Here is a 24,041-nt window from a genome sequence, read left to right as displayed (position 1 = left end):
GACGCAAGGCTCCCCGACGCGGTCAGCGCGCCGCCGACTGGCGTGCGCCCGCCCGGCCCAGCTCGTCGAGGGTCGCCGTCACCGCCGGCACCTGCGCCAGGTCGGGCAGCGTGAGCGCGACGATCTCCCGCCGCACGGCCGGCTCCAGCGTGACCGTCCGCACTCCCCGGGGCCGTACGGACTCGACGGCGAGCTGGGGCAGCACGGCCACTCCCAGCCCCGCGCCGACCAGGCCGACCACCGCCGGGTAGTCGTCGGTGGCGAAGTCGATGCGGGGGGAGAAACCGGCCCCCTCGCACACCTCGACCAGCTGGCCGCGACAGCGCGGGCAGCCCGCGATCCAGGACTCCCGGGCCAGCTCCCCGATGGCCACGGACCCTTCCGTACGGGCGAGCCGGTGCCCCTCGGGCACCAGCGCCACCAGCCGGTCGGTCAGCAGCGGCCGTACGACGAGGTCGTCCCACTCCTCCGCACCGGCCGCGTCCTCGTACCGGAAGGCGAGCGCCACGTCGCAGTCGCCCTCGCGCAGCAGCTCGACGGAGTTCGGCGGCTCGGCCTCCTCCAGGGAGACCCGGGTGCCGGGGTGTGCGGCGCGCAGCGCGGCCAGGGCGGTCGGTACGAGGGTGGAGCTGCCGCTGGGGAAGGAGACCAGCCGGACCCGCCCGGCGCGCAGCCCGGCGATCGCGGCGACCTCCTCCTCGGCCGCCGTGAGCCCGGCGATGATCCCGGCGGCGTGCCGCACCAGCGCCTCTCCGGCCTGGGTCAGCCGCATCTCACGTCCGGTGCGCACGAGCAGCGGGGTGCCGACGGACGCCTCCAGGGCCTTCATCTGCTGGCTCACGGCGGGCTGGGTGCAGCCCAGCTCGCGCCCGGCGGCGGAGAAGGAACCGGTCGATGCCACGGCGCGCAGCACACGGAGATGACGAGCCTCGATCACACCGTTGAGGATAAGCGACCCTTTGACCGGACGCCGAATAATGGGTCGCCGCTTTGACCGCGCGTGACCTACCGTTCTCGTATGCACCTTCCCGCCATGAGGCTTCTGTCCGTCAACCTGGGCCGCGCGAAGGCGGTGCCGTACACGGACCAGCCCGAGGGCGTCACCGGTATCGACAAGCGCCCGGCCGACGGTCCCGTACGGGTGGCGGCGCCCGGCTCCAAGGGCTTCGGGGCGAGCGGCCTGGCCGGTGACGCCGTCTGCGACACACGGCACCACGGCGGCGACGACCAGGCGGTGTACGCGATGGCGCGCGAGGACATGGACGCCTGGGAGCGCGAACTGGGCCGCGAGCTGCCGAACGGCTCGTTCGGCGAGAACCTCACCACCACGGGCCTGGACGTCACCGGCGCCCTGATCGGCGAGCGCTGGCGGGTCGGCCCGGAGCTGCTCCTGGAGGTGACGTCCGGACGCATCCCGTGCCGCACCTTCCAGGGCCACATGGGTGAGCCGCGCTGGGTGAAGCGCTTCATGGAGAAAGGCGTGCCGGGCGCCTACTTCCGCGTCCTCGAGCCCGGTGAGATCCGCGCGGGCGACCCGGTGCGGATCGTGCACCGCCCCTCCCACGAGGTGACGGTGGCCCTGCAGTTCCGCGCGGTGACGACCCAGCGCGAGCTGCTCCCCCGGCTGCTCCCGGCGGGCGAGGCACTGCACCCGGAGGCGCTGGCGACGGCGCGGAAGTACGCGGCGGAGTACGGCGCCTGAGCGAAGCGGACGTGCTCGGTCCACACCCATGATCCCTCGCCCTAACCTTGCGCCATGACAACGGCATTGATTACGGGATCGACGGCGGGCCTCGGGGCCGCGTTCGCGCGCCGGCTGGCGGCCGACGGACACGACCTGGTGCTGGTGGCCCGCGACACCGAGCGGCTGCGCGAGCAGGCCACCGAGTTGCACGACCGGCACGGCATCGAGGCGGAGGTGCTGACGGCGGACCTGTCGACGGACGCGGGCATCGACGCGGTGGCCGCCCGGCTGTCGGACCGCAGGAACCCCGTCGACCTGCTGATCAACAACGCCGGTTTCGGCAACAAGGGACGTTTCCTCGACGTCTCCATGGCCGACGAGCTGACCATGCTCAAGGTGCACTGCGAGGCGGTGCTCCGGCTGACCTCGGCGGCGGTGGAGGGGATGCGGGAGCGCGGCCGCGGCGGCGTCGTCAACGTGGCCTCGGTCGCCGCCTTCGTCCCGCGCGGCACCTACGGCGCCTCCAAGGCGTGGGTCGTCCAGTTCACCCAGGGCGTGGCGAAGGACCTGGCCGGCAGCGGCGTACGCCTGATGGCCCTGGCCCCCGGCTTCGTGCGCACCGAGTTCCACCAGCGCGCCGGCATGGGCACGGACAACATCCCGAACTGGATGTGGCTCGACGCGGACAAGGTCGTCGCGGCGGCACTGGCGGACCTCTCCCGCGGCAGGTCCCTGTCGATCCCCGACCCCCGCTACAAGACCCTGATGGGCGCGGCGAAGCTGGTCCCGCGGGGCCTGCTGGGCGGGATCACCTCACGGACGGGGCGGAAGTACGGGCCGCAGTAGGGCAGTGGGGTGCCGGGAATCGCCCGGGACGAGCTGTCGCGTCTGCTTGTCCCGTACGCCCGTCTCGGCCTGACCAATGCCCCGCGCGCCGGTGGGCCGTCGCCGCTCTGCGTCGCCGACCACGCGGTGATCGAAACAGCGTTGCCCCTGGGGGCCGGTCGGGGTGCGTGTGCTGCGGCCGGCCACGATGCCGCTCGCGCGGGACGGACCATCACCCGAACGTGTGGTCTATCCCGGTCCTTGCCTGGCGCTGTGCCCGTGCGTCTTAGCGTCGGGTGGCTGCGCCCGCAGCGGGCGGGGAGGTCGCAGGTTCGGCGAGGGAGAGGACGGCATCGCGTGAACGCGGGCACGGGTGACGGGGGCGAAGTGTTCGTCAACGGCACGGACAGGGGGCGTACGGACGGAGTGAAGACGGGCCGGGGGCCCGTGACCGGGGGTGGGACGGTGCTGTTCTCCGACGCCCCCGGCAGTGGGGCACCGTGGGCGGCCCCGGCCTCCGTCCCGCCCGCCCGGACCGCCCCGCGTCCCCGGCCCGGCGGTGTCCCCGCCCGGGCCCGGAAGGCGGGGCGATGGGCGAAGGTCGCGCAGCGGATCGTGCCGGACGATCTCCAGCCCGAAGTGCTGCGCGTGGAGCTGACCGAGCTCGGGGACGCGTTCCGCGCGTACCAGCGGCGGCCCGAACCGGACCTCGCCGTCCTCGCCGATCTCCACGACCGCAAGGCCCGCGCTTTCGCCCTGTGGGCGGACGTCACCGGCGACGCGTCCCTGCGGGAGGAGGCGGACCGGGCCGCGGCGGCCGCGCGGACCACCCGCGAGATGGACGCCAACCGGCGCGGCCTCCTGGTGGATGGCGAAGGGCCCGTGATCGAGCGGTTGCTGACCCGGGGCCAGGGCGTCCACGCCCGCGGTGTGCTGGAGCACCTCCGCGCCGACTCCCCGCTCCCCGGGGCCGAGGCGCGGCTCGCCGTGCTGATGCTCACCCTGCGGGCCGCGCGCACCGGCACCGGGAACGTCACCGGGCAGGACCTCAGCGGCTGGTTGGCGTCGGACGCCGAGGAGGTGCTCCGGCAACTGGTCGACGCGGGCTGGCTGGTGCTGCCGGAGGACGTCACCGTCGAGGACGCGCTGATGTCCCGGCCCGAGGAACCCACCCAGGTCACGGTGCCCACGCTGATTCCCACCCGGCCCCGCCCGTTCTTCTTCGGCAAGGTCACCCGGGCCCGGCTCTCGGGGTGGGCGCAGAAGGTGGTGGGCGACCGGAAGCTGCGGAAGAAGAAGGCGGGGCCCGCCACGCGGCTCCTCGCCGTGTACACCGCCGCCCACAGCCGTCCCGACGGGTGCCTCGGAGGTGCGGACGAGGACGTCGAGGGGCTCGCGCTGGACGTGGTCGCCCCGTTCTGCGGCCTGCGGCCCGAAAACGTCGCCGAGCACGCCGGTCTGCTGGTCGCCGCGGGCTGGCTCGCGGAGGAAGTCGACACCGCCGGGGAGCGGCTGCGGGGGCGGCTCACCGAGCGGGTACTGCCGTTGAGCGGGCTGCTGTGACGGCTCCTCGGTGACGCGGCACCTCTGTGTCGCCGGAGCGGCCCGACGGCCGCCGGTCCGACCGCCCCGACAGGTGCCGAACGCCTGCCACCGGCCGAGCGGGCGGGCGCATGACCGGCGCCGCCGACTCGACGAGCGGTTCGCACCCGGACCGAACGCGCGTCCCAGCAGGCACTGAACGGGCCCTGCTGATCGAGGACGTCTTGGCCAATGCCACGCTCGCCGCGTCCCTTCCGTCCGTCGTCCCGCGGCACCGGATCGTCGACGACCGTTTCGTGCGGCTGCGCGACGACGTGACCGGGCCGTCGTGGCGGGCGGCGTCCGGACGCGCTCGGCACGCCCGGACGCCGGCACGCCCGGTGCGCGTGGCCGAGTCAGCCGTCAACCGGATCTCCGCACCCGTACAGATGCGGAGAACCGGCGCGCGCGTCAGGAGTCGTGGGCGATGTGCAGACCGGACGCGTAGCCCGGCCGGTGCCCGTCCGCTTCGTCCGGACGGCGGTCCGTGGCCGTCTTCGGCCGGACGCACACGGCGCGCCACTGGTACTCGGCCCGCTCGGCCCGCCCGGCCGAGAACACGGCACTCCGGCCTGCGGCCGGTTCGCGGAAGCCCTCGGCCTCGATCACCGAGAAGTGCGCCCGGACCCGCTCCGGAAGGGCGTCGGACGCGGGTACGCCCCGGCCCTCTTCGCTGTGCCGCTCCAGCTCGCGGCCGGTGCACACCTCGCCGGGCGGGATCCCCGGCATGGGTGTCGGGACGGGAAGGGCCCGGCATCCACCGGGATGCCGGGCCCTTCTACGAGCGTGTCGCTCAGTGGGCGTGGCCGTGGCCGTGGCCCGCGGCGGCCGGCTCTTCCTCTTCCTTCTTCTCGACGACCAGGGTCTCGGTCGTCAGCAGGAGGGAGGCGATGGAGGCGGCGTTCTCCAGGGCGGAGCGGGTGACCTTCACCGGGTCGATGACGCCGGCCTTGACCAGGTCGCCGTACTCGCCGGTGGCGGCGTTGAAGCCCTGGCCCTTGTCGAGCTCGGCGACCTTGGAGGTGATGACGTAGCCCTCCAGGCCGGCGTTCTCGGCGATCCAGCGCAGCGGCTCGACGGCGGCGCGGCGGACGACCGCGACACCGGTGGCCTCGTCGCCGGTCTTGCCGAGGTTGCCCTCCAGCACCTTGACGGCGTGGACCAGCGCGGAGCCACCACCGGAGACGATGCCCTCCTCGACCGCGGCGCGGGTCGCGGAGATGGCGTCCTCCAGACGGTGCTTGCGCTCCTTCAGCTCCACCTCGGTGGCGGCGCCGACCTTGATCACGCACACGCCGCCGGCCAGCTTCGCGAGGCGCTCCTGGAGCTTCTCGCGGTCCCAGTCGGAGTCCGTGGACTCGATCTCGGCCTTGATCTGGGCGATGCGGCCCTCGACCTCGTCGCGCTTGCCGGCACCGTCGACGATGGTGGTGTCGTCCTTGGTGACGGTGATGCGGCGGGCGGTGCCGAGCACGTCCAGGCCGACCTGGTCGAGCTTGAGGCCGACCTCCTCGGAGATGACCGTGGCACCGGTGAGGACGGCCATGTCCTGCAGCATCGCCTTGCGGCGGTCGCCGAAGCCGGGGGCCTTGACGGCCACCGCGTTGAAGGTGCCGCGGATCTTGTTGACGACGAGGGTGGAGAGCGCCTCGCCCTCCAGGTCCTCGGCGATGATCAGCAGCGGCTTGGAGGCGTTCGCCTGGATGACCTTCTCCAGCAGCGGCAGCAGGTCCGCGATGGAGGAGATCTTGCCCTGGTTGATCAGGATGTACGGGTCGTCGAGGACGGCCTCCATGCGCTCCTGGTCCGTCACGAAGTACGGCGACAGGTAGCCCTTGTCGAAGGCCATGCCCTCGGTGAAGTCCAGCTCCAGACCGAAGGTGTTGGACTCCTCGACGGTGATGACACCGTCCTTGCCGACCTTGTCCATCGCCTCGGCGATCAGCTCGCCGACCTGCTGGTCCTGGGCGGACAGCGCGGCCACGGCGGCGATGTCGGACTTCTCGTCGATCGGGCGGGCGGTGGCGAGGAGGTCCTCGGAGACGGCCTTGACGGCGGCGTCGATGCCCTTCTTGAGCAGCGCCGGGGAGGCACCCGCGGCGACGTTCTTCAGGCCCTCGCGCACGAGCGCCTGGGCGAGCACGGTGGCGGTGGTGGTGCCGTCACCCGCGATGTCGTTGGTCTTGGTCGCCACCTCCTTCACCAGCTGGGCGCCGAGGTTCTCGTACGGGTCCTCGACCTCGACCTCGCGGGCGATGGTGACGCCGTCGTTGGTGATGGTGGGGGCGCCGAACTTCTTGTCGATGACGACGTTGCGGCCCTTGGGGCCGATCGTCACCTTCACCGTGTCGGCGAGCTTGTTGACGCCGCGCTCGAGGGCGCGACGGGCGTCCTCGTCGAACTTCAGGATCTTCGCCATGGGAGCGTGAGCCCTCTTCCGGAAATCTTGGGGTTATACGGCAACTGCGCCCCCGACGCCCGGCTTTTTATGGTCGCGGGAGCCAGGGGCGCAGCTGGAAAGCAAGGTGCTTCGGGTGAACTACTTCTCGACGATCGCGAGCACGTCGCGGGCCGAGAGGACGAGGTACTCCTCGCCGTTGTACTTCACCTCGGTGCCGCCGTACTTGCTGTAGAGCACGACGTCGCCGACGCTGACGTCGAGCGGAAGACGGTTGCCGTCCTCGAAGCGGCCCGGGCCCACGGCCAGGACGACGCCCTCCTGGGGCTTCTCCTTGGCGGTGTCCGGAATGACCAGGCCCGAAGCCGTGGTCTGCTCGGCGTCGAGCGGCTGGACCACGATGCGGTCCTCGAGCGGCTTGATGGCAACCTTGGAGCTGGCGGTCGTCACGATCCGACCTCCCCCTTCGGAGATCTCACGGGGTTAACTGTCTGAGGTGGCGACCAGGTCGATCCGTCGTCGCGGGTGCCGGACCTGCCCGTCGCTTTGTTGGCACTCTCCGGTGGGGAGTGCCAGACCCGAGACTATGACCGCGATTAGCACTCGGTCAAGCGGAGTGCCAATGCCGGCGGCGCGTCGGCGGGGTTTTCGGGTGAACACCGGTTCGTGGAGGCACCCTGCGCGGGTGTGGGCGCCGCTGGGGGCTGCCCCCCCCCAGACCCCCGCTTCGGCCTGAACGGCCTCGTCCTCGAACGCCGGACGGGCTGTGACTAAAGGTATTTTTCCAGGTTGCCCACCCTCAGCCCCTGCTCCTCGATCGTCTCCAGCAGACGTTCCGTGCGGGCCGCCAGGTTCGCGGCCGTCGCGTCGTCCGGGTCCACGGCCACGACGTCGCCGGGGTGGAGGCGGTGGTCGCCGCCGCCGGCGTAGGTGAGGTCGCCCCCGGCGTCGAGGGCGGCGCGCCACAGGACCAGGGCCGTGATGCCGCAGTCGGCGGCGGCGCGCAGGGTGGTGGTGTCGTAGCCGCCGTGCGGCGGGCGGAAGAGGTGGGCGCGGACGCCGAAGCGTGACTTGAGCTTGGTCTGCTGGCCGCAGATCTCGGCCCGCTGGCCGGCGTAGGGCAGGCCACGCAGGGAGCGGTGGTCGAGGGTGTGGTTCTGCAGGCTCGCGCCGAACGGGCGCAGCCGGGCGAGGTCGCCGTACACCGGTCCGGCGACGGTGTCGGTGAGGAACAGGGTGACCGGGAGCCGCCGTTCGCGGATCAGCGCGGCGAAGGCGGGGTCGCGCTCGGCGCTGTCGTCGTAGGTGAGGAAGACGACCGGGTCGTCGGTGCGGACGTGGTCCACGACCGGCGGCAGCTGCCGTCCCTGGCCGGCGTCCTGGGCGGGGTTCCCGGCCGCCGCGCGTTCGGCGGGGGCGGCGGGCCGGTCGCAGCCGGTGAGCGGGAGCAGCGGGAGCAGGAGGGCTGCCAGGGCGGCGCCGGCCGGGCGGAACCGCCCCCGCCTCACAGGTAGTCCTCCAGGCGGGCCACCGCGTACCCGTCGGCGGTGATCCGGTCCAGGAAGCGGCGGACCATGTCGGTCATCGTGCCGTCCCAGTCGCTCTTGCCCCGGAAGTGGGTGAGGACGATGTCGCCGGGGTGCAGGTCCTGGTCCCACTCGCGGTACTCCCAGTGGTCGACGTACACCTCCTCGCTCCAGATCGGGGCGTACTTGATGCCGCAGGACTTGGCCGCGCGCAGGGTGTCGTGGTTGTAGTTGCCGTAGGGCGGGCGGAAGAGGGCGGGGCGCTTGCCGTAGTGCTTCTCCATCACGTCCTGCATGCCACAGATCTCGCGCTTCTGCTCCTCGTAGGAGAGCCCGGGGAGGTAGGGGTGGCTCAGGGTGTGGTTGTTGAGGGTGATGCCTCGGGCCTGCATCTTCTTGAAGTAGCCGTAGTCGTCCTTGATCTCCTCGTCGGTGAGGAAGACGGTGTACGGGATCTTCAGCTCGCTCATCATCTTCAGGAACTCCGGGTCCTTGTTGGAACCGTCGTCGATGGTGAGGAAGACGATCTTCTCCTTGGTGGGGACCGTGGTGAAGACCGGCGGGAGGTTCTCCGTCTCCTGGCCGTCGACCTCGAAGCCCTCCCGGGCCTTGATCTCCGGCTTCTTCCCGGGGGGCGCGGGTGCCGTCAGCGGGACCTTCTTGAGGTCCCAGCGCTTGGCGGCGGCGACCAGGGCAGCCCGGGCCTCGCGCGCCTTGGCCGCACCGTCCACCGCCCGGGCCGGGGGCGCCTTCGGGGCCTGCTGGCCGGCCGCGCCCCGCACCCCGTGGTCGTCGCCCTGCGCGCAGCCGCCGGCGAGGGCGGCGACGGCGAGGACGGCGGTGGCGGTCGCTCCGCGCCGGCGAAGTGCTCTGCGGCGTGCCCTGTGCAGTGCGGGACCGGATGCCCGGGACGCGCCACGCGACGCCCGACTTTTGTCATTTTGTACGACTTCTCGCATGGTGCCGGATCCTCGCAGCCGCCGGCCGTCGAACCCGGTCCGACACCTCGCCGGGAGCGCACCATCCACCGACTGGCCCACAATGAGGCGGTGAACGACCTGGACTCCCTCCTCGCCCTGCTCGCCCCCGAAGGCCGCGCGCTGCTCGACGAGGTGCGCGACACCGACCCCGCGCGGGAGTTGGCGGTCGCCACCCGGCTGCGGCGCACCCACCCCGCCGAGCTGGTGTCGGCCGCGCTCGGGCAGGCGCGGCTGCGGCAGCGGGCGGTGGCGAAGTTCGGGGCCGAGGACGCCGGGCGGATGTTCTTCACGCCCAACGGGGTCGAGCAGTCGACGCGGGGGAGTGTGGCGGCCTACCGGGCGGAGTGCCTCCGGGCAGCCGGCGTGCGGTCCGTCGCCGATCTGTGCTGCGGGATCGGCGGCGACGCGATCGCGCTGGCCCGCGCCGGGATCCGGGTCCTCGCCGTCGACCGCGACCCGGTCACGGCCGCGGCGGCCCGTGCCAACGCCGACGCCCTCGGGCTCGCCGACCTGATCGAGGTGCGCGAGGCCGACGTGGCAGAAGTGGACACGGCCGGATACGACGCCGTGTTCGTCGACCCCGCCAGGCGTTCCTCCAAGCGCGGCCGGATCTTCGATCCGGAGGCCTACTCCCCGCCCCTGTCCTGGGCCGTGTCCGCCGCGCTCGGGGCACCGCTCGGCCTGCTGAAGATCGCGCCCGGCATTCCGCACGAGGCGATCCCCCCGGAGGCGACGGCCGAGTGGGTCTCGGACGGAGGGGACGTGAAGGAGGCCGTGTTGTGGTTCGGCCGGGACGTGACGCCGGGGGCACGGCGGGCGACGCTGCTGCCCGCCGGCGCGGGGATCCGCGTGACGCCCGAGACCATGCTCCCGGACCCCGGGGTCCGGCCGGTGGGGAGGTACCTGTACGAGCCGGACGGCGCCGTCATCCGCGCCCACCTCGTCGCCGAGGTGGCCGAAGAAGTGGAGGGTGGCCTGATCGATGCGACCATCGCCTACGTCACCGCCGACGAAGCGCACCGCACGCCGTACGCCACGGCGTACGAGATCACCGACCGGATGCCGTTCAACGTGAAGAAGCTGAAGGCGCTGCTGCGGGAGCGCGGGGTCGGCACCCTGACGGTGAAGAAGCGGGGCTCGGCGGTCGAGCCGGAGGAGCTGCGGAAGAAGGTCAAACCGCAGGGGCCGAACGCCGCGACCGTGTTCCTGACGCGGGTCGCGGGGGCACCCACGATGCTGATCGGGCACCCCGTCCGCCGGGACGGCTAGCGGGCCTCCGTCTCCCGGGCCCGGCGCAGCAGGAGTGCGCGTTCGCGTGCGTTGCGGGTCAGGGACGCGGCCCGTTCGAACTCCGTGCGCGCCTCGGCCCCGCGGCCCAGGCGGAGCAGGAGGTCGCCCCGGACGCTGGGGAGCAGGTGGTAGTCGCGCAGGGCCGGTTCGGCGGCGAGGGCGTCGACGAGGGCGAGCGCCGGGGCCGGGCCCTCGGCCATCGAGACGGCGACCGCACGGTTGAGTTCGACGACCGGGGACGGGGTGCGGGCCGCGAGCAGGCCGTAGAGGGCGGCGATGCGCGGCCAGTCGGTCTCCTCGTACGTGTGGGCCGTCGCGTGGCAGGCGGCGATCGCGGCCTGGAGGGCGTACGGGCCCGGGGCGGCGGAGCCGGCGGCGGCGTGGGCGTGGCCGAGTGCGGTGATGCCGCGGGCGATGAGCAGGCGGTTCCAGCGGTGGCGGTTCTGGTCCCGCAGCAGCACCGGCTCGCCGTCGGGGGCGGTGCGGGCGGCGGTGCGGGAGGACTGGAACTCCAGCAGCGCGGTCAGGCCGTGCACCTCGGGTTCCTTCGGCATCAGGGCGGACAGGACACGGGCCAGTCGCAGGGCGTCCTCGCACAGGCCGGGGCGGAGCCAGTCGTCGCCCGCGGTGGCCGCGTAGCCCTCGTTGAAGATCAGGTAGATGACCTCCAGGACCGAGCCGAGACGGGCCTCGCGGTCCGGTCCGTACGGCACCTCGAAGGCGACGTTCTTCCGGGCCAGGGTGCGCTTGGCGCGCACGATGCGCTGCGCGACCGTCGGCTCGGGCACGAGGCAGGCGCGGGCGATCTCGGGTGTGGTCAGGCCGCCGAGCAGGCGGAGGGTGAGGGCGATGCGGGCCTCGGCGGACAGCACCGGGTGGCAGGCGGTGAAGACCAGCCGCAGCAGGTCGTCGTCGATGTCCTCCGGGCCGGCGGGCTCCTCGGGCGGGGGCGTCGAGGCGGGCAGGTCCCGGCCGATCTCCGCGAGCTTGCGGGCGTAGTTCTCCCGGCGCCGGATCAGGTCGACGGCGCGGTGGCGGGCGGTGGCCATGAGCCAGGCGCCCGGGTTGTCGGGCACACCCTCCCTGGGCCACTGCTCCAGAGCGGCGACCAGGGCGTCCTGGGTGAGCTCCTCGGCGATGCCGACGTCCCGGACCAGCCGGGCGACACCGGCGATGACGCGGGGCGACTCGAGCCGGAAAACGGTTTCGAGGGCTGCGGTGGGCTGCGGTTCCACAACCCACCATGCAACACCCTCGGGCCGCGGGGGCAAAACGGGACTCAGCCCTCCATCAGCTCCCGGACCTCGCAGGTCACCGTCCAGTGCTCCTCGTGCACCTTCAGGAACCGCTTGGTCCACTCGACCGCCTCGGCCATGTCCTTGGCCTGGAGGAGCGAGTAGCCGCCGATGACCTCCTTGGACTCGGTGAAGGGACCGTCGGTGACGGAGAGCCGACCGCCCTCGTAGTGGACGCGGGTGCCCTGGGCGGTCGGGGTCAGGCCGGCCGTGTCGAGCAGCACGCCGGCCTTGGTCATCTCGTCCATCAGCTTCTCCATCCGCTGCACCAGCTCGGGGCTGGGGCCGTCGGGCACGGCGTCGCTCTCCTCGATGCGGATCAGGGAAAGGTAGCGGGGCATGGTGACTCCTCGGGGTGGTACGGCGACCGGGGCTGTCCCCGGCCTCTCACCCTTTGCGTCGAACGGGCCGGCCGTGGATCGACACGCGGCACGAGATTCTTCCGGGCATTTTCGCCGGACCGCTCCGGATCTGCTCAGCGCAGTGATTCCCACAGGTCGGCGGCGCCGGGCTCGTCCGCCACCACCCGGTTGGGGTCGGAGGGGGCCGGCCGTACCGGCATCGTCAGCGTGCGTACCTCGTCCGCCTCCAGGCCTCCGAGGCTGCGGCCCAGGTTCACCAGCTCGCCGAGCGAGTCGAGGCCGGTGTCGGTGGTGAGGCTGCCGGTGAGCGCGTCGGCGACCTGGTAGAGGCGTGCGGGGTCGGTGAGCAGGTCGGTGGCGGAGATCTGTTCGAGGAGCGCCTTGACGAGCTTGTGCTGGAGCTCTATCCGGGCGAGGTCGCTGCCGCCCTCCAGCCCGTACCGGGTGCGGGCCAGGCCGAGGGCCTCGGTGCCGTCGAGGTGGTGGGTGCCGGCGTCCAGGCGCAGGTGGCTCTTGTCGTCGTCGATGTCGACGTCCGTGGTGACGGTGACCCCGCCGAGCGCGTCGACCAGGTCGGCGAAGCCGGAGAAGTCGACCTCGACGTAGTGGTCCATGCGGACCCCGGTGAGCGACTCGACGGTCTTCACGGCGCAGACCGGGCCGCCCAGTTCGTAGGCGGTGTTGAACATCGCGCCGCTCGCCTCGCGGGTCGTCCCGCCGGACGGCAGCGGGCACGAGGGCCGCTCGACGAGCGTGTCGCGCGGGATGCTGACGACGGTGGCGGCGGTACGGCCAGCGTCGAGGTGGACGACCATCGCCGTGTCCGAGCGGGCACCCCCGCTGTCGCCGCCGCCCAGCTCCTGGTTCTCCTCGCCGCTGCGCGAGTCGGAGCCGAGGACGAGGAGGTTCAGGGCACCGGTGGGCACCGGGGACGCGGAGGGCGAGGCGGAGGGGACGGTGACCGGGCGGGCGGGGCGGTCGTCGCCGAGCGCGCCGTTGATGTCGACGCTCTTGATGTTGCCGTTCAGGTGGAGGTAGGCCCAGCCCGCCGCCCCGGCGCCGAGCAGCAGGGCGCCGGTCAGGGCCAGGCCGGCCGCCCTGAGCCCCCTCCGGCGGCCGTCCCGCTCGCCCTGCCCGCCCCGCGCCGCCATGCGTCAGCCCCCGCCCCGCCCGTCTCGTTCGCGTCCCCACCCGAATGCCCCGCCGGAAGGAACATAAGTCCGAATTATTGAAACTGGAACAGGTGGGCCGGGCTTCTGCGGAAATTCTCAGACTTCGGAGACCGGCGAACGTCGCGTGCGCGCGGGCGGCACGGAGAGGCGCCTGGGGCGGGCTACGCCTCCCGGGGAGGCGCCGTACTGCTGCGCACCTCCAGGCTGGTGGCCAGCTCCACGCGGGTCGCGGTCGGGGAGCCCTCGTCCCGCCCGAGGTCCAGGACCAGCCGGGCCGCCGCCTCGGCCATCTCCATCAGCGGCTGCCGTACGGTCGTCAGCGGCGGCCCCACCCAGCGGGCCACCGGCAGGTCGTCGAACCCCACCACGCTCAGGTCCTGGGGGATGCGCAGCCCCAGCTCGCGCGCGGCCTCGTACAGCCCGAGCGCCTGGAGGTCGTTGCCGGCGAAGACGGCGGTCGGCCGGTCCGGGCGGCGCAGCAGTTCCAGGCCCTGCCGGTAGCCGGCCTCGTGGTGGAAGTCGCCGGTCGCGATCAGGCCGGGGTCGACCGGCAGGCCCGCCGTCTCCAGGGCGGCCCGGTAGCCGTCGATGCGGGCGCGGCTGCACATCATGCGGGTGGGTCCGCTGATCGCGCCGATGCGGGTGTGGCCGAGGTCGACCAGGTGCCGGGTGGCGGCGAGTCCACCCTGCCAGTTGGTGGCGCCGATGGACGGCACGTCGGCGCCGGGGTCGCCGGCCGGGTCCATCACCACGAACGGGATGGAACGGCTGGTGAGCAGGGCCCGCTGGGACTCGTCGAGGCCGGACAGGACGAGGATCACGCCGTGCGGGCGGCGGGCGGCGACCTGGTCGGCCCAGGTCCGGCCGGGCGTGAGGCGGCCCGCGCTCTCGGAGAGCACGACGCTGAGCCCGGTGTCCCGGGCCACGTTCTCCACGCCCCGGATGACCTCCATCGCCCAGGCGCTCTCCAGCTCGTGGAAGACCAGGTCGATCAGGGGCGACCGGGACGACTCCGCCCGCCTGCGCCGGTAGCCGTGTACGCGCAGCAGCTCCTCGACGCGGGCCCGTGTCGACGGGGCGACGTCGGCACGGCCATTGAGCACCTTCGAAACAGTCGGCGCCGACACGCCGGCCTCACGCGCGATCTCGGCGAGGGTCGCGGTCTGCGCGGACCGCTTTCGCGTCGGGGTTTCAGCGGGCTGCGGGGATGTCATGGCGGCGATCGTAACCCCATGGGGCCGCCTGACGAAGGGGCTGACGGGCCGAAACCCATCGGAACATTCGACGAGAACGCCGAATCATTCGCCCTGCCGGTCGTCGTCGGCCGACTCGAACCGCCACCGGTGCACCGCCCGCGTCACCAGGCCCTCCTCCGGTTCGGGCAGTTCCGGGAGTTCGGCGTCGTACGCGGCGTCCCACCAGGTGATGACGAGGACGCGGTCCTGCGGGGCCCGCAGGGTCTCCCGGCGGGCCGGGGCGCCGGCGAGTGGCTGCGCGCGCACCCAGGCGAGCAGCTCCTCGCCCCGGCCGGGACGGGCCCGCGCCTCCCACATCAGCGCGACGGTCACGAGTACAGATTCTCCTTGCTGACTTCGTGGACGTGGTCGTGACCGTGGTGTCCGGGTCCGTGGTCGTGGTCGTGCGGGTGACCGTGCCCCGGCACGTGCGGCTCCGTCACCGGGAGGGAGGAGTCGGCCGAGAGGTCCCAGTCGGAGGCGGCCCGGTTGCGGGCGACCATCTCGGCGCCGAGCGCGGCCACCATCGCGCCGTTGTCCGTGCACAGCTTGGGGCGCGGCACGCGCAGCCGGATGCCGGCCGCCTCGCAGCGCTCCCGGGCGAGCGCCCGCAGCCGGGAGTTGGCCGCCACGCCGCCGCCGATCATCAGGTGGTCAACGCCCTCGTCCTTGCAGGCGCGCACCGCCTTGCGGGTCAGCACGTCCACCACCGCCTCCTGGAAGGAGGCCGACACGTCGCGCACCGGCACCTCCTCCCCCGCCGCCCGCTTGGCCTCGATCCAGCGCGCCACCGCCGTCTTCAGCCCGGAGAAGGAGAAGTCGTACGCCGGGTCGCGCGGACCGGTCAGACCGCGCGGGAAGGCGATCGCGTCCGGGTCGCCCTCGCGCGCGTACCGGTCGATGACCGGGCCGCCCGGGAAGCCCAGGTTCAGCACGCGGGCGATCTTGTCGAAGGCCTCGCCGGCCGCGTCGTCGATGGTGGCGCCGAGGGGGCGGACGTCCGAGGTGATGTCCGTGGACAGCAGCAGGGACGAGTGCCCGCCGGAGACCAGCAGGGCCATCGTCGGCTCGGGCAGCGCGCCGTGTTCGAGCTGGTCGACGCAGATGTGCGAGGCGAGGTGGTTGACGCCGTACAGGGGCTTGCCGAGCGCGTAGGCGTACGCCTTCGCCGCCGAGACGCCGACCAGCAGGGCGCCGGCGAGGCCGGGTCCGGCGGTGACGGCGATGCCGTCGAGGTCGCGCGCGCTCACCCCCGCCTCCTTGAGGGCGCGGTCGACGGTCGGCACCATCGCCTCCAGGTGGGCGCGGCTGGCCACCTCCGGGACGACGCCGCCGAAGCGGGCGTGCTCGTCGACGCTGGACGCGACGGCGTCGGCCAGCAGGGTGGTGCCGCGCACGACACCGACGCCGGTCTCGTCGCAGGAGGTCTCGATCCCCAGGACGAGAGGCTCGTCGCGTGAGTCAGCCATGGTTGTCGGTTCCTCGTTCGGTTCCCGGTACGGAGGTGGAGGGGTCGGTCAGGCGCATCACCAGGGCGTCCACGTTCCCCGGCTGGTAGTAGCCGCGTCTGAAGCCGATGGGCTCGAAGCCGAAGCGCTCGTACAGCCGCTGGGCGCGGGTGTTGTCCACCCGGCACTCGAGCAGCACCTCGGTGCACTCGAAGTCGGTCGCCGCGCGCAGCAGTTCGGTCAGCAGCCGGGCGCCGAGGCCGGTGCCCCAGTGCTCGCGGGCCACGGCGATGGTCTGCACGTCGGCCTGCTCCCCGGAGGTGACCAGGCCCGCGTAGCCGACGACCCGGCCGCCGTCCTCGGCGACCAGGTACCGCCGGGTCGCCCCCGGACCGCGCGCGTGCGCCAGCTCGGACCAGAACATCCCCCGCGACCAGGCGTCCTCCGGGAACAGCTCACGCTCCATGCGGAGCACGGGGTCGATGTCCCACCAGCGCATCTCGCGCAGTACGGCGGGTGCGGACTCGGCGGTGGCTGACTCGGTCACTTGGGGGTGACCACCTTGTAGTTCTTGGGGACCTGGGCGTCGGGCCTGCGCAGGTACAGCGGCCGGGGGGCGGGCAGCTCCTCCCCCGCGGCGAGCTTCCCGGCGGCCAGCCGGGCCAGGGCCGCGGCGGACACGTGCTCCGGTTCGTGCGCCCGGGGGAAGGTGTCCGGGTAGAGCAGCGCGCCCGCGCCGACGGCCGGGAGGCCGGCCACCCGCTCGGCGATGTCGGCGGGGCGGTCGACCGCCGGGTCGGTGAGGCGGGTGCGGGAGTCGGCGTAACGCGCCCAGTAGACCTCTTTGCGGCGGGCGTCGGTCGCCACCACGAAGGGGCCCTCCAGGTCGGCGGCGAACGCGAGGGCGTGCAGCGTGCACACGCCGTGCACGGGCACGCCGAGCGCGAGTCCGAAGGCGTCCGCGGTCATCAGGCCGACGCGCAGACCGGTGTACGGGCCGGGGCCGGTACCGGCGACGACGGCGGTGACGGCGTCGAGCCGCAGGCCGGCCTCGGCGAGCACCCGGTCGACGGCGGGCAGCAGCAGCTCACCGTGCCGGCGTGCGTCGACCTGGCTCGACGAGGCGATGACGTCCGTACCGTCGTGCAGCGCGACGGTCACGGCGGGCGTGGCGGTATCCAGAGCGAGCAAGAGCACGCAAACAGCCTACGGCGCCGCGCGGCCCGCGTCGGACGCCCTGTGGACAACCCCGGGGTCACTCGCCGGCCCGACCCGACCGCCTCGTGTCGCGCACCGCGTTCACTCGCTCACGTACTGCTACCGTCGCCCCGGGGTGCGCACGCAGGGCGCAGGACGCAGCACGCAGGACGCACAAGTTACGACGACGAGGTGGTCGCCATGGCAAGCAGCAGCGCCGGTATCGTCACCGGCCTCGTCGCGGCGGCCCTCGTGACGATCGGCGTCCTCGCCCACCAGGCGTCCGTCGGCGCCCCGGCCGGCCTCGACCGCACCCGGGCGACCAGCAGCCCCGCCCCGGGCGCCGTCAAGGCACCGCGCGACCGGCGGCACCCCGACGCCCTGCCCGCGGGGTCCGGTACGGGTGAACGGGTGGTGTACTCGGTGGACGACGACCGCGTGTGGCTGGTCGGCCCGGGGAACAAGGTCCGGCGCACCTACGAGGTCACGCCCAGCACGGTCGACCCGGCGCCGGGCGCTTACACGGTCACGTCCCGATCCAACCGGATCACCGGGTCCGACGGCGTCCCGGTGGAACACGTGGTGCGCTTCACCAGCGCCGAGGGCGTGGCCGTCGGGTTCAGCGCGGCGGTCGACGGCTCGACCGCGAAGCCCGACCCGGACCAGCGCACCGGCGGCATCCGCGAGTCGCGCGCGGACGGCGACGCGATGTGGAAGTTCGCGACGATCGGACGGCAGGTCGTCGTCGTCCCCTGACGGCGCGCGGGACGCGGAGGCGTCAGGCGGCCTCACGGTGGTCGCGGCCGTCACGGTGGTCAGGGCCGTCCTGGTCGCGGGCCGGGCGGCGGGTCTCCGGCTCGGGCGCGCGGGGCGGTGTCGAGACCGCGGCCGCGGCGGCACAGGAGGCGAGCAGGTCGCGCATCGACACCGCGGTGGGCGCGGGCGGCCGGGCCTGGGACATGGACGACATGGACGCCTCCTGAAGCTCGGGGGCGGCGTAGTAAGGCATGCCTAACTACGAGCTGAGTACCATGTGACCACGCGCAAGACCCGGAACGCAATCTTTTGCCGACGCCTTGTCGGAAAATCCCGCGCGAGGGCCGTGCCGGGCGGCTCAGCCCGCGAGGACGCTCACGTCGGCCGTGGCCCACCGCGCGCCGAGACCGGTCACCGTCACGTGCCGCACCTCGTCGGTGGTGTCGCCGACGGCCCGCTCGATCCGGACCCGCAGCCGGTCCTCGGTCAGCTCCTCGACCTTTCCCTCGCCCCACTCGACCACGATCACCGAGTCGGACAGGGAGACGTCGAGGTCGAGGTCCTCCATCTCGTCCAGCCCGCCGGACAGCCGGTAGGCGTCGACGTGGACGAGCGGCGGGCCGTCACCGAGCGAGGGGTGCACGCGGGCGATCACGAAGGTCGGGGAGGTGACGGCGCCGCGCACGCCGAGACCCTCGCCGAGTCCGCGGGCCAGGGTCGTCTTGCCCGCGCCCAGCTCACCGCTGAGCATCACCAGGTCACCGGCGCGCAGCAGTTTGGCGAGCCTGCGGCCCAGTTCCCGCATCTGCTCGGGTGAGGTGACGGTGATCTCGACGTCGGGGGCGTGCTCCGAGGCCCCGGAGGAGCCGGACGCCCCGGCGGACCCGGACGGGTCAGCCGGGCCCTGCGCTGCTGCTGGTGCTTCCATAGCCGTCCACGGTAGCCGCTGCCGGCACCGCGCCCGCGCGGGCGAGCAGATCGGCGAGGCGGTCCGTGACCAGCTCCGGGTGCTCCAGCATCACCAGGTGCCCCGCGTCCGGGACCAGCACCAGTTCCGCGTCCGGCAGCAGGTCGGCGATGGCCTCGCTGTGCTCGCTCGGCGTCACCAGGTCCCGCACCCCGGCCAGGACCAGCACCGGGAGCCCGGCGAAGCGGGCGAGGGCCGCGGTCTTGTCGTGGTCGTTGAAGGCCGGGTAGTACTCGGCGACGACGTCGATCGGCGTCGACTCGATCATCCGCTCGGCGAACCGGGCCACGGCCGGGTCGACGTCCCGGGACGCGAACGAGTACCGCTTGATGATTCCGGCGAACAGGTCGGCCGTCGCCCGCCGCCCCTTCTCCACCAGCTCGGCCCGCTGCCCCAGCGCCCTGAGCACGCCCGGCAGCACCCGCCGAACCGCGTTGACGCCGGCCACCGGCAGCCCGAAGTTGACCTCGCCGAGCCGCCCGGACGACGTGCCGACGAGGGCGACGCCGACGACGCGTTCGCTGATCAGGTCGGGGAAGGCGTCGGCCAGGGCCATCACGGTCATGCCGCCCATGGAGTGCCCGACCAGCACGATCGGGCCCTCGGGCGCGGCCGCGTCGATGACGGCCTTCAGGTCGCGGCCCAGTTCCTCGATGCTGACCGGCCGGTCGTCCCGGGTCTGGGCCACGCCCCGCCCGGACCGGCCGTGGCTGCGCTGGTCCCAGTGGACGGTGCGGACGACGCCCCTGAGGGCCGCCCGCTGGAAGTGCCAGGAGTCCTGGTTGAGGCAGTAGCCGTGGCTGAAGACGACGGTGACCGGCGCGGGCGCCCGGCGGCCGAAGAGCCGCCTGCGGCGCGGGGCGCGGTGGGCCTCGGCGTCGGCCTCCGGGTCGGGGTCGTCGACCTCGTAGTACAGCTCGGTGCCGTCCTCGGCACGGGCCGTGCCGGGGGTGCCGCGCAGTCCGCCGTACGGGCCGGCCGAGTCCAGGGCGAGCCTGGCCTTCTGGCGCATCCCGCGGCCGACGGTGAGTCGCTCTATCGCCACACCGGCCGCGGCGCCCGCCGCGACCACGCCTATCGCGACCCCGGCGATGCCGGTCGCCCGGCGCCAGCCGCCCGCGGCGACCTCGCCGGCGGCCTCCGTGGCGGAGGCGACGACCGCCGCGACGGCCTCCCCGTTGCTCTCGCTCACGTGCACCGCTCCTCTTCGCCGGGTTCGCCGGGCCGCTGTGCGCCTGCCCGCCGCTGATCGCCGTTCCACCTGACCGCGTGCCGGTACGGCCTCGTCACTCGTCGACGTAGACGCGCGGGACGCGGGTTCCGATCCGGGTGACGATCTCGTACGCGATGGTGCCCGCCGCCTGGGCCCAGTCCTCGGCGGTGGGCTCGCCGCGGTCGCCGGGTCCGAACAGCACGGCCTCCGCGCCCGGCTCGGGCAGGTCCCCGCCCAGGTCGACGACGAACTGGTCCATCGCGATCCGCCCCGCGACCGTGCGCCACTTGCCGTCGACCAGGACCGGGCCGGTGGCGGAGGCGTGGCGCGGGACTCCGTCGGCGTAACCGAGCGGGACGAGGCCGAGGGTGGTGTCGCCGGGGGTGGTGTAGTGGTGCCCGTAGCTGACGCCGTGACCGCCGGGGACCTGCTTGACCAGGGCCAGGGACGCGGCCAGCGTCATCACGGGGCGCAGTCCGAAGTCGGCGGGGGTGCCGATCTCGGGGCTGGGCGAGACGCCGTACATCGCGATGCCGGGCCGTACGAGGTCGAAGTGGGTGTCGGGGAGGGTGAGGGTGGCCGGCGAGTTGGCGATGTGCCGCACCTCGGGGCGCAGGCCCTGCTGCTCGGCGTAGGCCGTCATCTCCCGGAAGCGGGTGAGCTGGGCGGCGATGGAGGGGTGGCCTGGCTCGTCGGCGCAGGCGAAGTGGGACCAGAGCCCGGTGACCCGCAGCAGCCCCTCCCCCTCGGCCCGCAGCGCGGCCCCGACCAGCTCTTCCCAGTCCGCGCCGGGCTGGCAGCCGTTGCGTCCGAGCCCGGTGTCGGCCTTGAGCTGCACGCGGGCGGGGACGCCGGCCGCCCGGGCCGCCGCGACGACCTCCGCCATGGCCCACATTCCGCTGACGGACACGTCGAGACGCGCCTCGATCGCCTCCCGCCAGGGTCCGCCGGGCGTCCACAGCCAGCACATGATCCGTACGTCGTCCGGCAGCCCGGCCGCCGCCGAGCGCAGGGCGAGGGCCTCCTGGGGCGTAGCCGTGCCGAGCCAGGTCGCGCCCGCCTCGACGGCGGCGCGGGCGCAGGGGAACACGCCGTGACCGTAGGCGTCCGCCTTGACGACGGCCATGAGAGCCGCCCCGGGGGCCCGTTCGCGCAGCGCGCGGACGTTGGCCCGCAGGGCGGCCAGGTCGATCTCGGCCCGGGCCCGCAGTACCGCGTCCGGCCGAGCAGTTGTCTCGCTCATCGTGCCCCCAGTCTCTCAGAGCACCCGGCCGCCCCCGCCCGACGCCGCCCGGCGGTGGTTGCCGCCCGGCAGTGGCTAGGGTTCCCGGCATGAGCATCATCGGGGTCGGGATCGACGTGGCCGAGGTCGAGCGGTTCGGGGCGTCGCTCAAGCGCACACCGGCCCTGGCGGGGCGGCTCTTCGTGGCGGGCGAGCTGCTGCTGCCGAGCGGGGAGCGCCGGGGCGTCGCCTCGCTGGCCGCCCGCTTCGCGGCGAAGGAGGCGCTGGCCAAGGCGCTGGGCGCACCGGCGGGGCTGCTGTGGACGGACGCCGAGGTGTACGTCGAGGACAGCGGGCAGCCGCGGCTGCGGGTGACGGGGACGGTGGCGGCGCGGGCGGCGGAGCTGGGCGTGGCGTCCTGGCACGTGTCGCTGAGCCACGACGCGGGGATCGCCTCGGCGGTGGTGATCGCGGAGGGCTAGGGCCTGTCTGACGATTCCCGTCGCCGCCCGCAGGGCGGCCTCGCGGCGTCAGGTGCGTGCTCTCGGCGTGCCGGGCGCACGCCCTCGTACTGGTTGTACGGGGGTGGGTGCCCGGTGCGGCGAGAGTGCGTGCATGGCGTCGCGAGGCAGACGGGAATTGTCAGACAGGCCCTAGGGGCTCCGGAAGGGGTGCTCAGTCCCCCGTCGGCCGGACCCGGATGTGCATGCGCTCGCCCTGCGCGCCGTAGAGGGCGATCCACTCGACGGGCCGGTCCCCGGCGTTGGCGATGCCGTGCGGGACGCGGGTGTCGAACTCCGCCGTCTCCCCGGCCGTCAGGACGAGGTCGTGGTCGCCGAGGGCGAGGAGCAGCCGGCCGGAGAGGACGTAGAGCCACTCGTGGCCCTCGTGCGACCCCTGTTCGGGGCGCGGCGTCCACTCGGTCCGCGGGGTGGGCGGGGCGGGGAGGATCTGCTTGTAGGCGTGCAGTCCGTCGTTCGGGTTCCGGGTGAGCGGGACCCACGTCTGTCCGTGCCGGGTGAACGGGCGGGGGTGGACGCGGGGGTCGCCGGTCCGTGAGCCGACGAGTTCGTCCAGGGGCAGCCGGTGCGCCCGGGCCAGCGGAAGCAGGTGCCGCAGCCCCGGCTCGCGCTGCCCGGACTCCAGCCGGGACAGGGTGCTCACGGAGATGCCGGTGGCGGCGGCGAGCTGGGCCAGGGTCAGCCCGCGGGCCTGCCGGAGGGCACGCAGGCGCGTCCCGAGCGAGGTCATCACCTGTGCCGTCTCGTCGTCACCGCCGGTCATGGGACCACTGTCCCCCATGCCGGATTCCGGTGAGCGGGGGACCGTGCGTGTTCCGGGCGTACGGGGAAGACTCGACGGCATGCGGACTGCGTACAGCGTGGAAACGGTCAGGAACGCCGAACGGGAGCTGATGGCACGGCTGCCGGAGGGGGCGCTGATGCAGCGGGCCGCGGCCGGGCTGGCCGCCGCCTGCGCGGAGGTGCTGGGCCGGGTGGCGGGGCGGGTCTACGGCAGCCGGGTGGTGCTGCTGGCCGGCAGCGGGGACAACGGCGGCGACGCCCTGTACGCGGGCGCTCGGCTGGCCCGGCGGGGCGCGGGCGTGACGGCGGTGCTGCTGTCGCCGGAGCGGGCGCACGGCGGCGGCCTGGCGGCACTGCGGCGCGCGGGCGGCCGCACGGTGAACGGCGGGACGGCGCCGGAGTGGATCGCACGGGCCGACCTGGTGCTCGACGGCATCGTCGGGATCGGCGGCAGCGGCGGGCTGCGGGAGGAGGCCGTACCGCTGGCGGACGCGGCCGCGCGCTCCCGGGCCGCCGTGGTCGCCGTCGACCTGCCGAGCGGGGTCGACGCGGACACCGGGCAGGTGCCGGGCGAGGTGGTGCGTGCCGACCTGACGGTGACGTTCGGGGCGCACAAGCCGGGGCTGCTGATCGATCCGGCGCGGGAGTACGCCGGGGCGGTGCGGCTGGTGGACATCGGCCTGCCGCTGCCCGCCGAGGCGGCGGAACTGGAGGCGTTGCAGCACGCGGACGTGGCCCGGCTGCTGCCGGTGCCGGCGGCGGAGAGCGACAAGTACCGGCGCGGGGTCGTCGGCATCGCCGCCGGGTCGGCCCGCTATCCGGGCGCTGCCGTACTCGCCGTCTCGGGCGCGCTGCGGGGCGGCGCCGGGGCGGTGCGGTACGTCGGTCCGGCGGGGGACGCGGTGATCGCCCGTTTCCCGGAGACGCTCGTGTCCGACCAGGGGCCCGAGCGGGCGGGGCGGGTCCAGGCGTGGGTGGTCGGACCGGGGGCCGGTGACGACGCGGCGACGGTGGCTCAGGTGCTGGCGGCCGAGGTGCCGGTGCTGATCGACGCGGACGGCCTGCGGCTGGCCGACGCGGACGCGGTACGGGCGCGCACGGCGCCGACCCTGATGACCCCGCACGCCGGGGAGGCGGCGGCGCTGCTCGGGGTGGCCCGGGAGGAGGTGGAGGGCTCGCGGCTGGCCGCGGTGCGCGAACTGGCGGCACGGTACGGGGCGACGGTGCTGCTGAAGGGCTCGACGACGCTGGTGGCCGGTGCGCGGGGCGGCCCCGTCCGGGTCAACGCGACGGGCACCTCGTGGCTCGCCACGGCCGGCAGCGGGGACGTGCTGTCCGGCCTGGCGGGTTCGCTCCTCGCCGCGGGCCTGTCGGCGACGGACGCGGGGAGCGTGGGCGCCTACCTCCACGGCCTCGCGGGCCGCTTCGCGGCACAGGGCGCACCGGCCGGGTCACACGACGTGGCAGAGTCGATCCCCCGGGCCTGGCGGGACGTGCGCAACGACTGAACCACGACCGGGCGCCGGGCTCACCCGTACGGTGAGCCCGCACCCGCCGACGGCGGAGCCGCGCGGTCCCCCAGACCT

At 73.9% G+C, this 24,041-nt stretch carries 26 protein-coding genes; 7 read left to right on the top strand and 19 right to left on the bottom strand.

Annotated elements, in window-relative coordinates:
* Nucleotides 1–22 precede the first annotated feature (22 nt).
* Entirely contained in the window at nucleotides 23–937 is a 915-nt protein-coding gene (locus tag ACIQFU_RS04460) for a LysR family transcriptional regulator (protein ID WP_402548878.1), read from the bottom strand.
* Between the two features lie 96 nt (nucleotides 938–1,033).
* Between ACIQFU_RS04460 and ACIQFU_RS04455 the strand changes: the two genes are divergently transcribed.
* The 3 genes from ACIQFU_RS04455 (at nucleotide 1,034) to ACIQFU_RS04445 (ending at nucleotide 4,072) form a co-directional block, all read left to right on the top strand.
* The gene (locus ACIQFU_RS04455) at nucleotides 1,034–1,702 is read left to right on the top strand and encodes an MOSC domain-containing protein (protein ID WP_402548877.1); all 669 of its coding nucleotides are present in this window, start codon (nucleotides 1,034–1,036) and stop codon (nucleotides 1,700–1,702) included.
* A 54-nt stretch (nucleotides 1,703–1,756) separates the two neighbouring features.
* Entirely contained in the window at nucleotides 1,757–2,530 is a 774-nt protein-coding gene (locus ACIQFU_RS04450; protein ID WP_402548875.1) for an SDR family NAD(P)-dependent oxidoreductase, read from the top strand.
* Nucleotides 2,531–2,866: 336 nt separating this feature from the next.
* Nucleotides 2,867–4,072 carry a hypothetical protein gene (locus ACIQFU_RS04445; RefSeq protein ID WP_402548873.1) on the top strand — a complete coding sequence of 402 codons (1,206 nt, stop codon included), beginning with the start codon at nucleotides 2,867–2,869 and terminating at the stop codon, nucleotides 4,070–4,072.
* Nucleotides 4,073–4,501: 429 nt separating this feature from the next.
* Here the strand turns inward: ACIQFU_RS04445 and ACIQFU_RS04440 are convergent, their stop codons facing one another.
* From ACIQFU_RS04440 to ACIQFU_RS04420, 5 genes are all read right to left on the bottom strand, one after another.
* Complete coding sequence (locus ACIQFU_RS04440) at nucleotides 4,502–4,819, bottom strand: cold shock domain-containing protein (protein ID WP_402548871.1); 318 nt, start codon at nucleotides 4,817–4,819, stop codon at nucleotides 4,502–4,504.
* Nucleotides 4,820–4,883: 64 nt separating this feature from the next.
* Nucleotides 4,884–6,509 carry a chaperonin GroEL gene (groL, locus tag ACIQFU_RS04435; protein ID WP_384965064.1) on the bottom strand — a complete coding sequence of 542 codons (1,626 nt, stop codon included), beginning with the start codon at nucleotides 6,507–6,509 and terminating at the stop codon, nucleotides 4,884–4,886.
* Nucleotides 6,510–6,629: 120 nt separating this feature from the next.
* A complete protein-coding gene (gene groES, locus ACIQFU_RS04430) occupies nucleotides 6,630–6,938 on the bottom strand; it encodes a co-chaperone GroES (protein ID WP_019329594.1) in 309 nt (102 codons plus the stop codon).
* Between the two features lie 320 nt (nucleotides 6,939–7,258).
* Nucleotides 7,259–7,996 (bottom strand): polysaccharide deacetylase family protein, encoded by a 738-nt coding sequence (locus tag ACIQFU_RS04425; RefSeq protein ID WP_402548869.1) that lies wholly within the window; start codon nucleotides 7,994–7,996, stop codon nucleotides 7,259–7,261.
* Nucleotides 7,993–8,973 carry a polysaccharide deacetylase family protein gene (locus ACIQFU_RS04420; protein WP_402548867.1) on the bottom strand — a complete coding sequence of 327 codons (981 nt, stop codon included), beginning with the start codon at nucleotides 8,971–8,973 and terminating at the stop codon, nucleotides 7,993–7,995. Before ACIQFU_RS04420 ends, ACIQFU_RS04425 begins: the two co-directional genes overlap by 4 nt.
* A gap of 90 nt (nucleotides 8,974–9,063) precedes the next feature.
* Here ACIQFU_RS04420 and ACIQFU_RS04415 point away from each other — a divergent pair, with 90 nt between their 5' ends.
* A complete protein-coding gene (locus ACIQFU_RS04415) occupies nucleotides 9,064–10,263 on the top strand; it encodes a methyltransferase domain-containing protein (RefSeq protein WP_402548865.1) in 1,200 nt (399 codons plus the stop codon).
* Here the strand turns inward: ACIQFU_RS04415 and ACIQFU_RS04410 are convergent.
* The 8 genes from ACIQFU_RS04410 to tsaB all read right to left on the bottom strand — a co-directional run bounded on the left by ACIQFU_RS04410 (nucleotide 10,260) and on the right by tsaB (nucleotide 16,993).
* Nucleotides 10,260–11,519: an RNA polymerase sigma factor gene (locus tag ACIQFU_RS04410; protein WP_402548864.1), complete on the bottom strand. Its 1,260-nt coding sequence runs from the start codon at nucleotides 11,517–11,519 to the stop codon at nucleotides 10,260–10,262. The genes ACIQFU_RS04415 and ACIQFU_RS04410 overlap by 4 nt on opposite strands.
* Nucleotides 11,520–11,563: 44 nt before the next feature.
* A complete protein-coding gene (locus tag ACIQFU_RS04405) occupies nucleotides 11,564–11,920 on the bottom strand; it encodes a YciI family protein (RefSeq protein ID WP_402548862.1) in 357 nt (118 codons plus the stop codon).
* A gap of 134 nt (nucleotides 11,921–12,054) precedes the next feature.
* Nucleotides 12,055–13,092: an LCP family protein gene (locus ACIQFU_RS04400; protein WP_402548861.1), complete on the bottom strand. Its 1,038-nt coding sequence runs from the start codon at nucleotides 13,090–13,092 to the stop codon at nucleotides 12,055–12,057.
* Nucleotides 13,093–13,274: 182 nt separating this feature from the next.
* The gene (locus ACIQFU_RS04395; protein WP_402548859.1) at nucleotides 13,275–14,327 is read right to left on the bottom strand and encodes a LacI family DNA-binding transcriptional regulator; all 1,053 of its coding nucleotides are present in this window, start codon (nucleotides 14,325–14,327) and stop codon (nucleotides 13,275–13,277) included.
* A gap of 84 nt (nucleotides 14,328–14,411) precedes the next feature.
* Nucleotides 14,412–14,681, bottom strand: a complete 270-nt coding sequence (locus ACIQFU_RS04390) for a hypothetical protein (RefSeq protein WP_402548858.1) — start codon at nucleotides 14,679–14,681, stop codon at nucleotides 14,412–14,414.
* Nucleotides 14,678–15,817 (bottom strand): tRNA (adenosine(37)-N6)-threonylcarbamoyltransferase complex transferase subunit TsaD, encoded by a 1,140-nt coding sequence (tsaD, locus tag ACIQFU_RS04385; protein ID WP_402548856.1) that lies wholly within the window; start codon nucleotides 15,815–15,817, stop codon nucleotides 14,678–14,680. Before tsaD ends, ACIQFU_RS04390 begins: the two co-directional genes overlap by 4 nt.
* Nucleotides 15,810–16,343, bottom strand: coding sequence for a ribosomal protein S18-alanine N-acetyltransferase (gene rimI / locus ACIQFU_RS04380; protein ID WP_402548854.1), 534 nt, complete (start codon nucleotides 16,341–16,343; stop codon nucleotides 15,810–15,812). The genes tsaD and rimI overlap by 8 nt, the downstream gene beginning before the upstream one ends.
* Nucleotides 16,340–16,993 (bottom strand): tRNA (adenosine(37)-N6)-threonylcarbamoyltransferase complex dimerization subunit type 1 TsaB, encoded by a 654-nt coding sequence (gene tsaB / locus ACIQFU_RS04375; protein ID WP_402548853.1) that lies wholly within the window; start codon nucleotides 16,991–16,993, stop codon nucleotides 16,340–16,342. The genes rimI and tsaB overlap by 4 nt, the downstream gene beginning before the upstream one ends.
* Nucleotides 16,994–17,194: 201 nt before the next feature.
* On the opposite strand from tsaB, the gene ACIQFU_RS04370 reads away from it, so the two are divergent.
* A complete protein-coding gene (locus tag ACIQFU_RS04370; RefSeq protein ID WP_402548852.1) occupies nucleotides 17,195–17,749 on the top strand; it encodes a hypothetical protein in 555 nt (184 codons plus the stop codon).
* A 22-nt stretch (nucleotides 17,750–17,771) separates the two neighbouring features.
* Here the strand turns inward: ACIQFU_RS04370 and ACIQFU_RS04365 are convergent, their stop codons facing one another.
* The 4 genes from ACIQFU_RS04365 to alr all read right to left on the bottom strand — a co-directional run bounded on the left by ACIQFU_RS04365 (nucleotide 17,772) and on the right by alr (nucleotide 21,172).
* On the bottom strand, nucleotides 17,772–17,963 hold the full coding sequence (locus ACIQFU_RS04365) for a hypothetical protein (protein ID WP_402548850.1): 192 nt from the start codon (nucleotides 17,961–17,963) through the stop codon (nucleotides 17,772–17,774).
* Nucleotides 17,964–18,107: 144 nt separating this feature from the next.
* Nucleotides 18,108–18,578, bottom strand: coding sequence for a tRNA (adenosine(37)-N6)-threonylcarbamoyltransferase complex ATPase subunit type 1 TsaE (gene tsaE, locus ACIQFU_RS04360; RefSeq protein WP_402549247.1), 471 nt, complete (start codon nucleotides 18,576–18,578; stop codon nucleotides 18,108–18,110).
* A gap of 64 nt (nucleotides 18,579–18,642) precedes the next feature.
* Entirely contained in the window at nucleotides 18,643–19,908 is a 1,266-nt protein-coding gene (locus ACIQFU_RS04355; protein ID WP_402548849.1) for an alpha/beta fold hydrolase, read from the bottom strand.
* Nucleotides 19,909–20,002: 94 nt separating this feature from the next.
* The gene (alr, locus tag ACIQFU_RS04350) at nucleotides 20,003–21,172 is read right to left on the bottom strand and encodes an alanine racemase (RefSeq protein WP_402548847.1); all 1,170 of its coding nucleotides are present in this window, start codon (nucleotides 21,170–21,172) and stop codon (nucleotides 20,003–20,005) included.
* 89 nt (nucleotides 21,173–21,261) lie between these two features.
* On the opposite strand from alr, the gene ACIQFU_RS04345 reads away from it, so the two are divergent.
* Nucleotides 21,262–21,633 carry a holo-ACP synthase gene (locus tag ACIQFU_RS04345; protein ID WP_402548845.1) on the top strand — a complete coding sequence of 124 codons (372 nt, stop codon included), beginning with the start codon at nucleotides 21,262–21,264 and terminating at the stop codon, nucleotides 21,631–21,633.
* Between the two features lie 193 nt (nucleotides 21,634–21,826).
* On the opposite strand, the gene ACIQFU_RS04340 is transcribed toward ACIQFU_RS04345, so the two are convergent.
* On the bottom strand, nucleotides 21,827–22,435 hold the full coding sequence (locus ACIQFU_RS04340) for a helix-turn-helix domain-containing protein (protein ID WP_402548844.1): 609 nt from the start codon (nucleotides 22,433–22,435) through the stop codon (nucleotides 21,827–21,829).
* A 79-nt stretch (nucleotides 22,436–22,514) separates the two neighbouring features.
* Between ACIQFU_RS04340 and ACIQFU_RS04335 the strand changes: the two genes are divergently transcribed.
* Nucleotides 22,515–23,963, top strand: coding sequence for an NAD(P)H-hydrate dehydratase (locus ACIQFU_RS04335; RefSeq protein WP_402548842.1), 1,449 nt, complete (start codon nucleotides 22,515–22,517; stop codon nucleotides 23,961–23,963).
* The last annotated feature ends 78 nt before the right edge of the window (nucleotides 23,964–24,041 follow it).

Origin of the sequence: Streptomyces sp. NPDC093065 (assembly GCF_044754585.1) — a bacterium.
GTDB lineage: Bacteria > Actinomycetota > Actinomycetes > Streptomycetales > Streptomycetaceae > Streptomyces.
Note: the sequence above shows the minus strand (reverse complement) of the source record. Positions and strands in the feature narration are given on the sequence as shown.

Coding starts and splice junctions, on each gene's coding strand:
- ACIQFU_RS04455 (WP_402548877.1), top strand. CDS start 1,034: ATGAGGCTTCTGTCCGTCAACCTGGGCCGCGCGAAGGCGGTGCCGTAC.
- ACIQFU_RS04450 (WP_402548875.1), top strand. CDS start 1,757: ATGACAACGGCATTGATTACGGGATCGACGGCGGGCCTCGGGGCCGCG.
- ACIQFU_RS04440 (WP_402548871.1), bottom strand. CDS start 4,819: ATGCCGGGGATCCCGCCCGGCGAGGTGTGCACCGGCCGCGAGCTGGAG.
- groL (WP_384965064.1), bottom strand. CDS start 6,509: ATGGCGAAGATCCTGAAGTTCGACGAGGACGCCCGTCGCGCCCTCGAG.
- ACIQFU_RS04420 (WP_402548867.1), bottom strand. CDS start 8,973: ATGCGAGAAGTCGTACAAAATGACAAAAGTCGGGCGTCGCGTGGCGCG.
- ACIQFU_RS04405 (WP_402548862.1), bottom strand. CDS start 11,920: ATGCCCCGCTACCTTTCCCTGATCCGCATCGAGGAGAGCGACGCCGTG.
- ACIQFU_RS04400 (WP_402548861.1), bottom strand. CDS start 13,092: ATGGCGGCGCGGGGCGGGCAGGGCGAGCGGGACGGCCGCCGGAGGGGG.
- ACIQFU_RS04395 (WP_402548859.1), bottom strand. CDS start 14,327: ATGACATCCCCGCAGCCCGCTGAAACCCCGACGCGAAAGCGGTCCGCG.
- tsaD (WP_402548856.1), bottom strand. CDS start 15,817: ATGGCTGACTCACGCGACGAGCCTCTCGTCCTGGGGATCGAGACCTCC.
- ACIQFU_RS04370 (WP_402548852.1), top strand. CDS start 17,195: ATGGCAAGCAGCAGCGCCGGTATCGTCACCGGCCTCGTCGCGGCGGCC.
- ACIQFU_RS04365 (WP_402548850.1), bottom strand. CDS start 17,963: ATGTCGTCCATGTCCCAGGCCCGGCCGCCCGCGCCCACCGCGGTGTCG.
- alr (WP_402548847.1), bottom strand. CDS start 21,172: ATGAGCGAGACAACTGCTCGGCCGGACGCGGTACTGCGGGCCCGGGCC.
- ACIQFU_RS04345 (WP_402548845.1), top strand. CDS start 21,262: ATGAGCATCATCGGGGTCGGGATCGACGTGGCCGAGGTCGAGCGGTTC.
- ACIQFU_RS04340 (WP_402548844.1), bottom strand. CDS start 22,435: ATGACCGGCGGTGACGACGAGACGGCACAGGTGATGACCTCGCTCGGG.
- ACIQFU_RS04335 (WP_402548842.1), top strand. CDS start 22,515: ATGCGGACTGCGTACAGCGTGGAAACGGTCAGGAACGCCGAACGGGAG.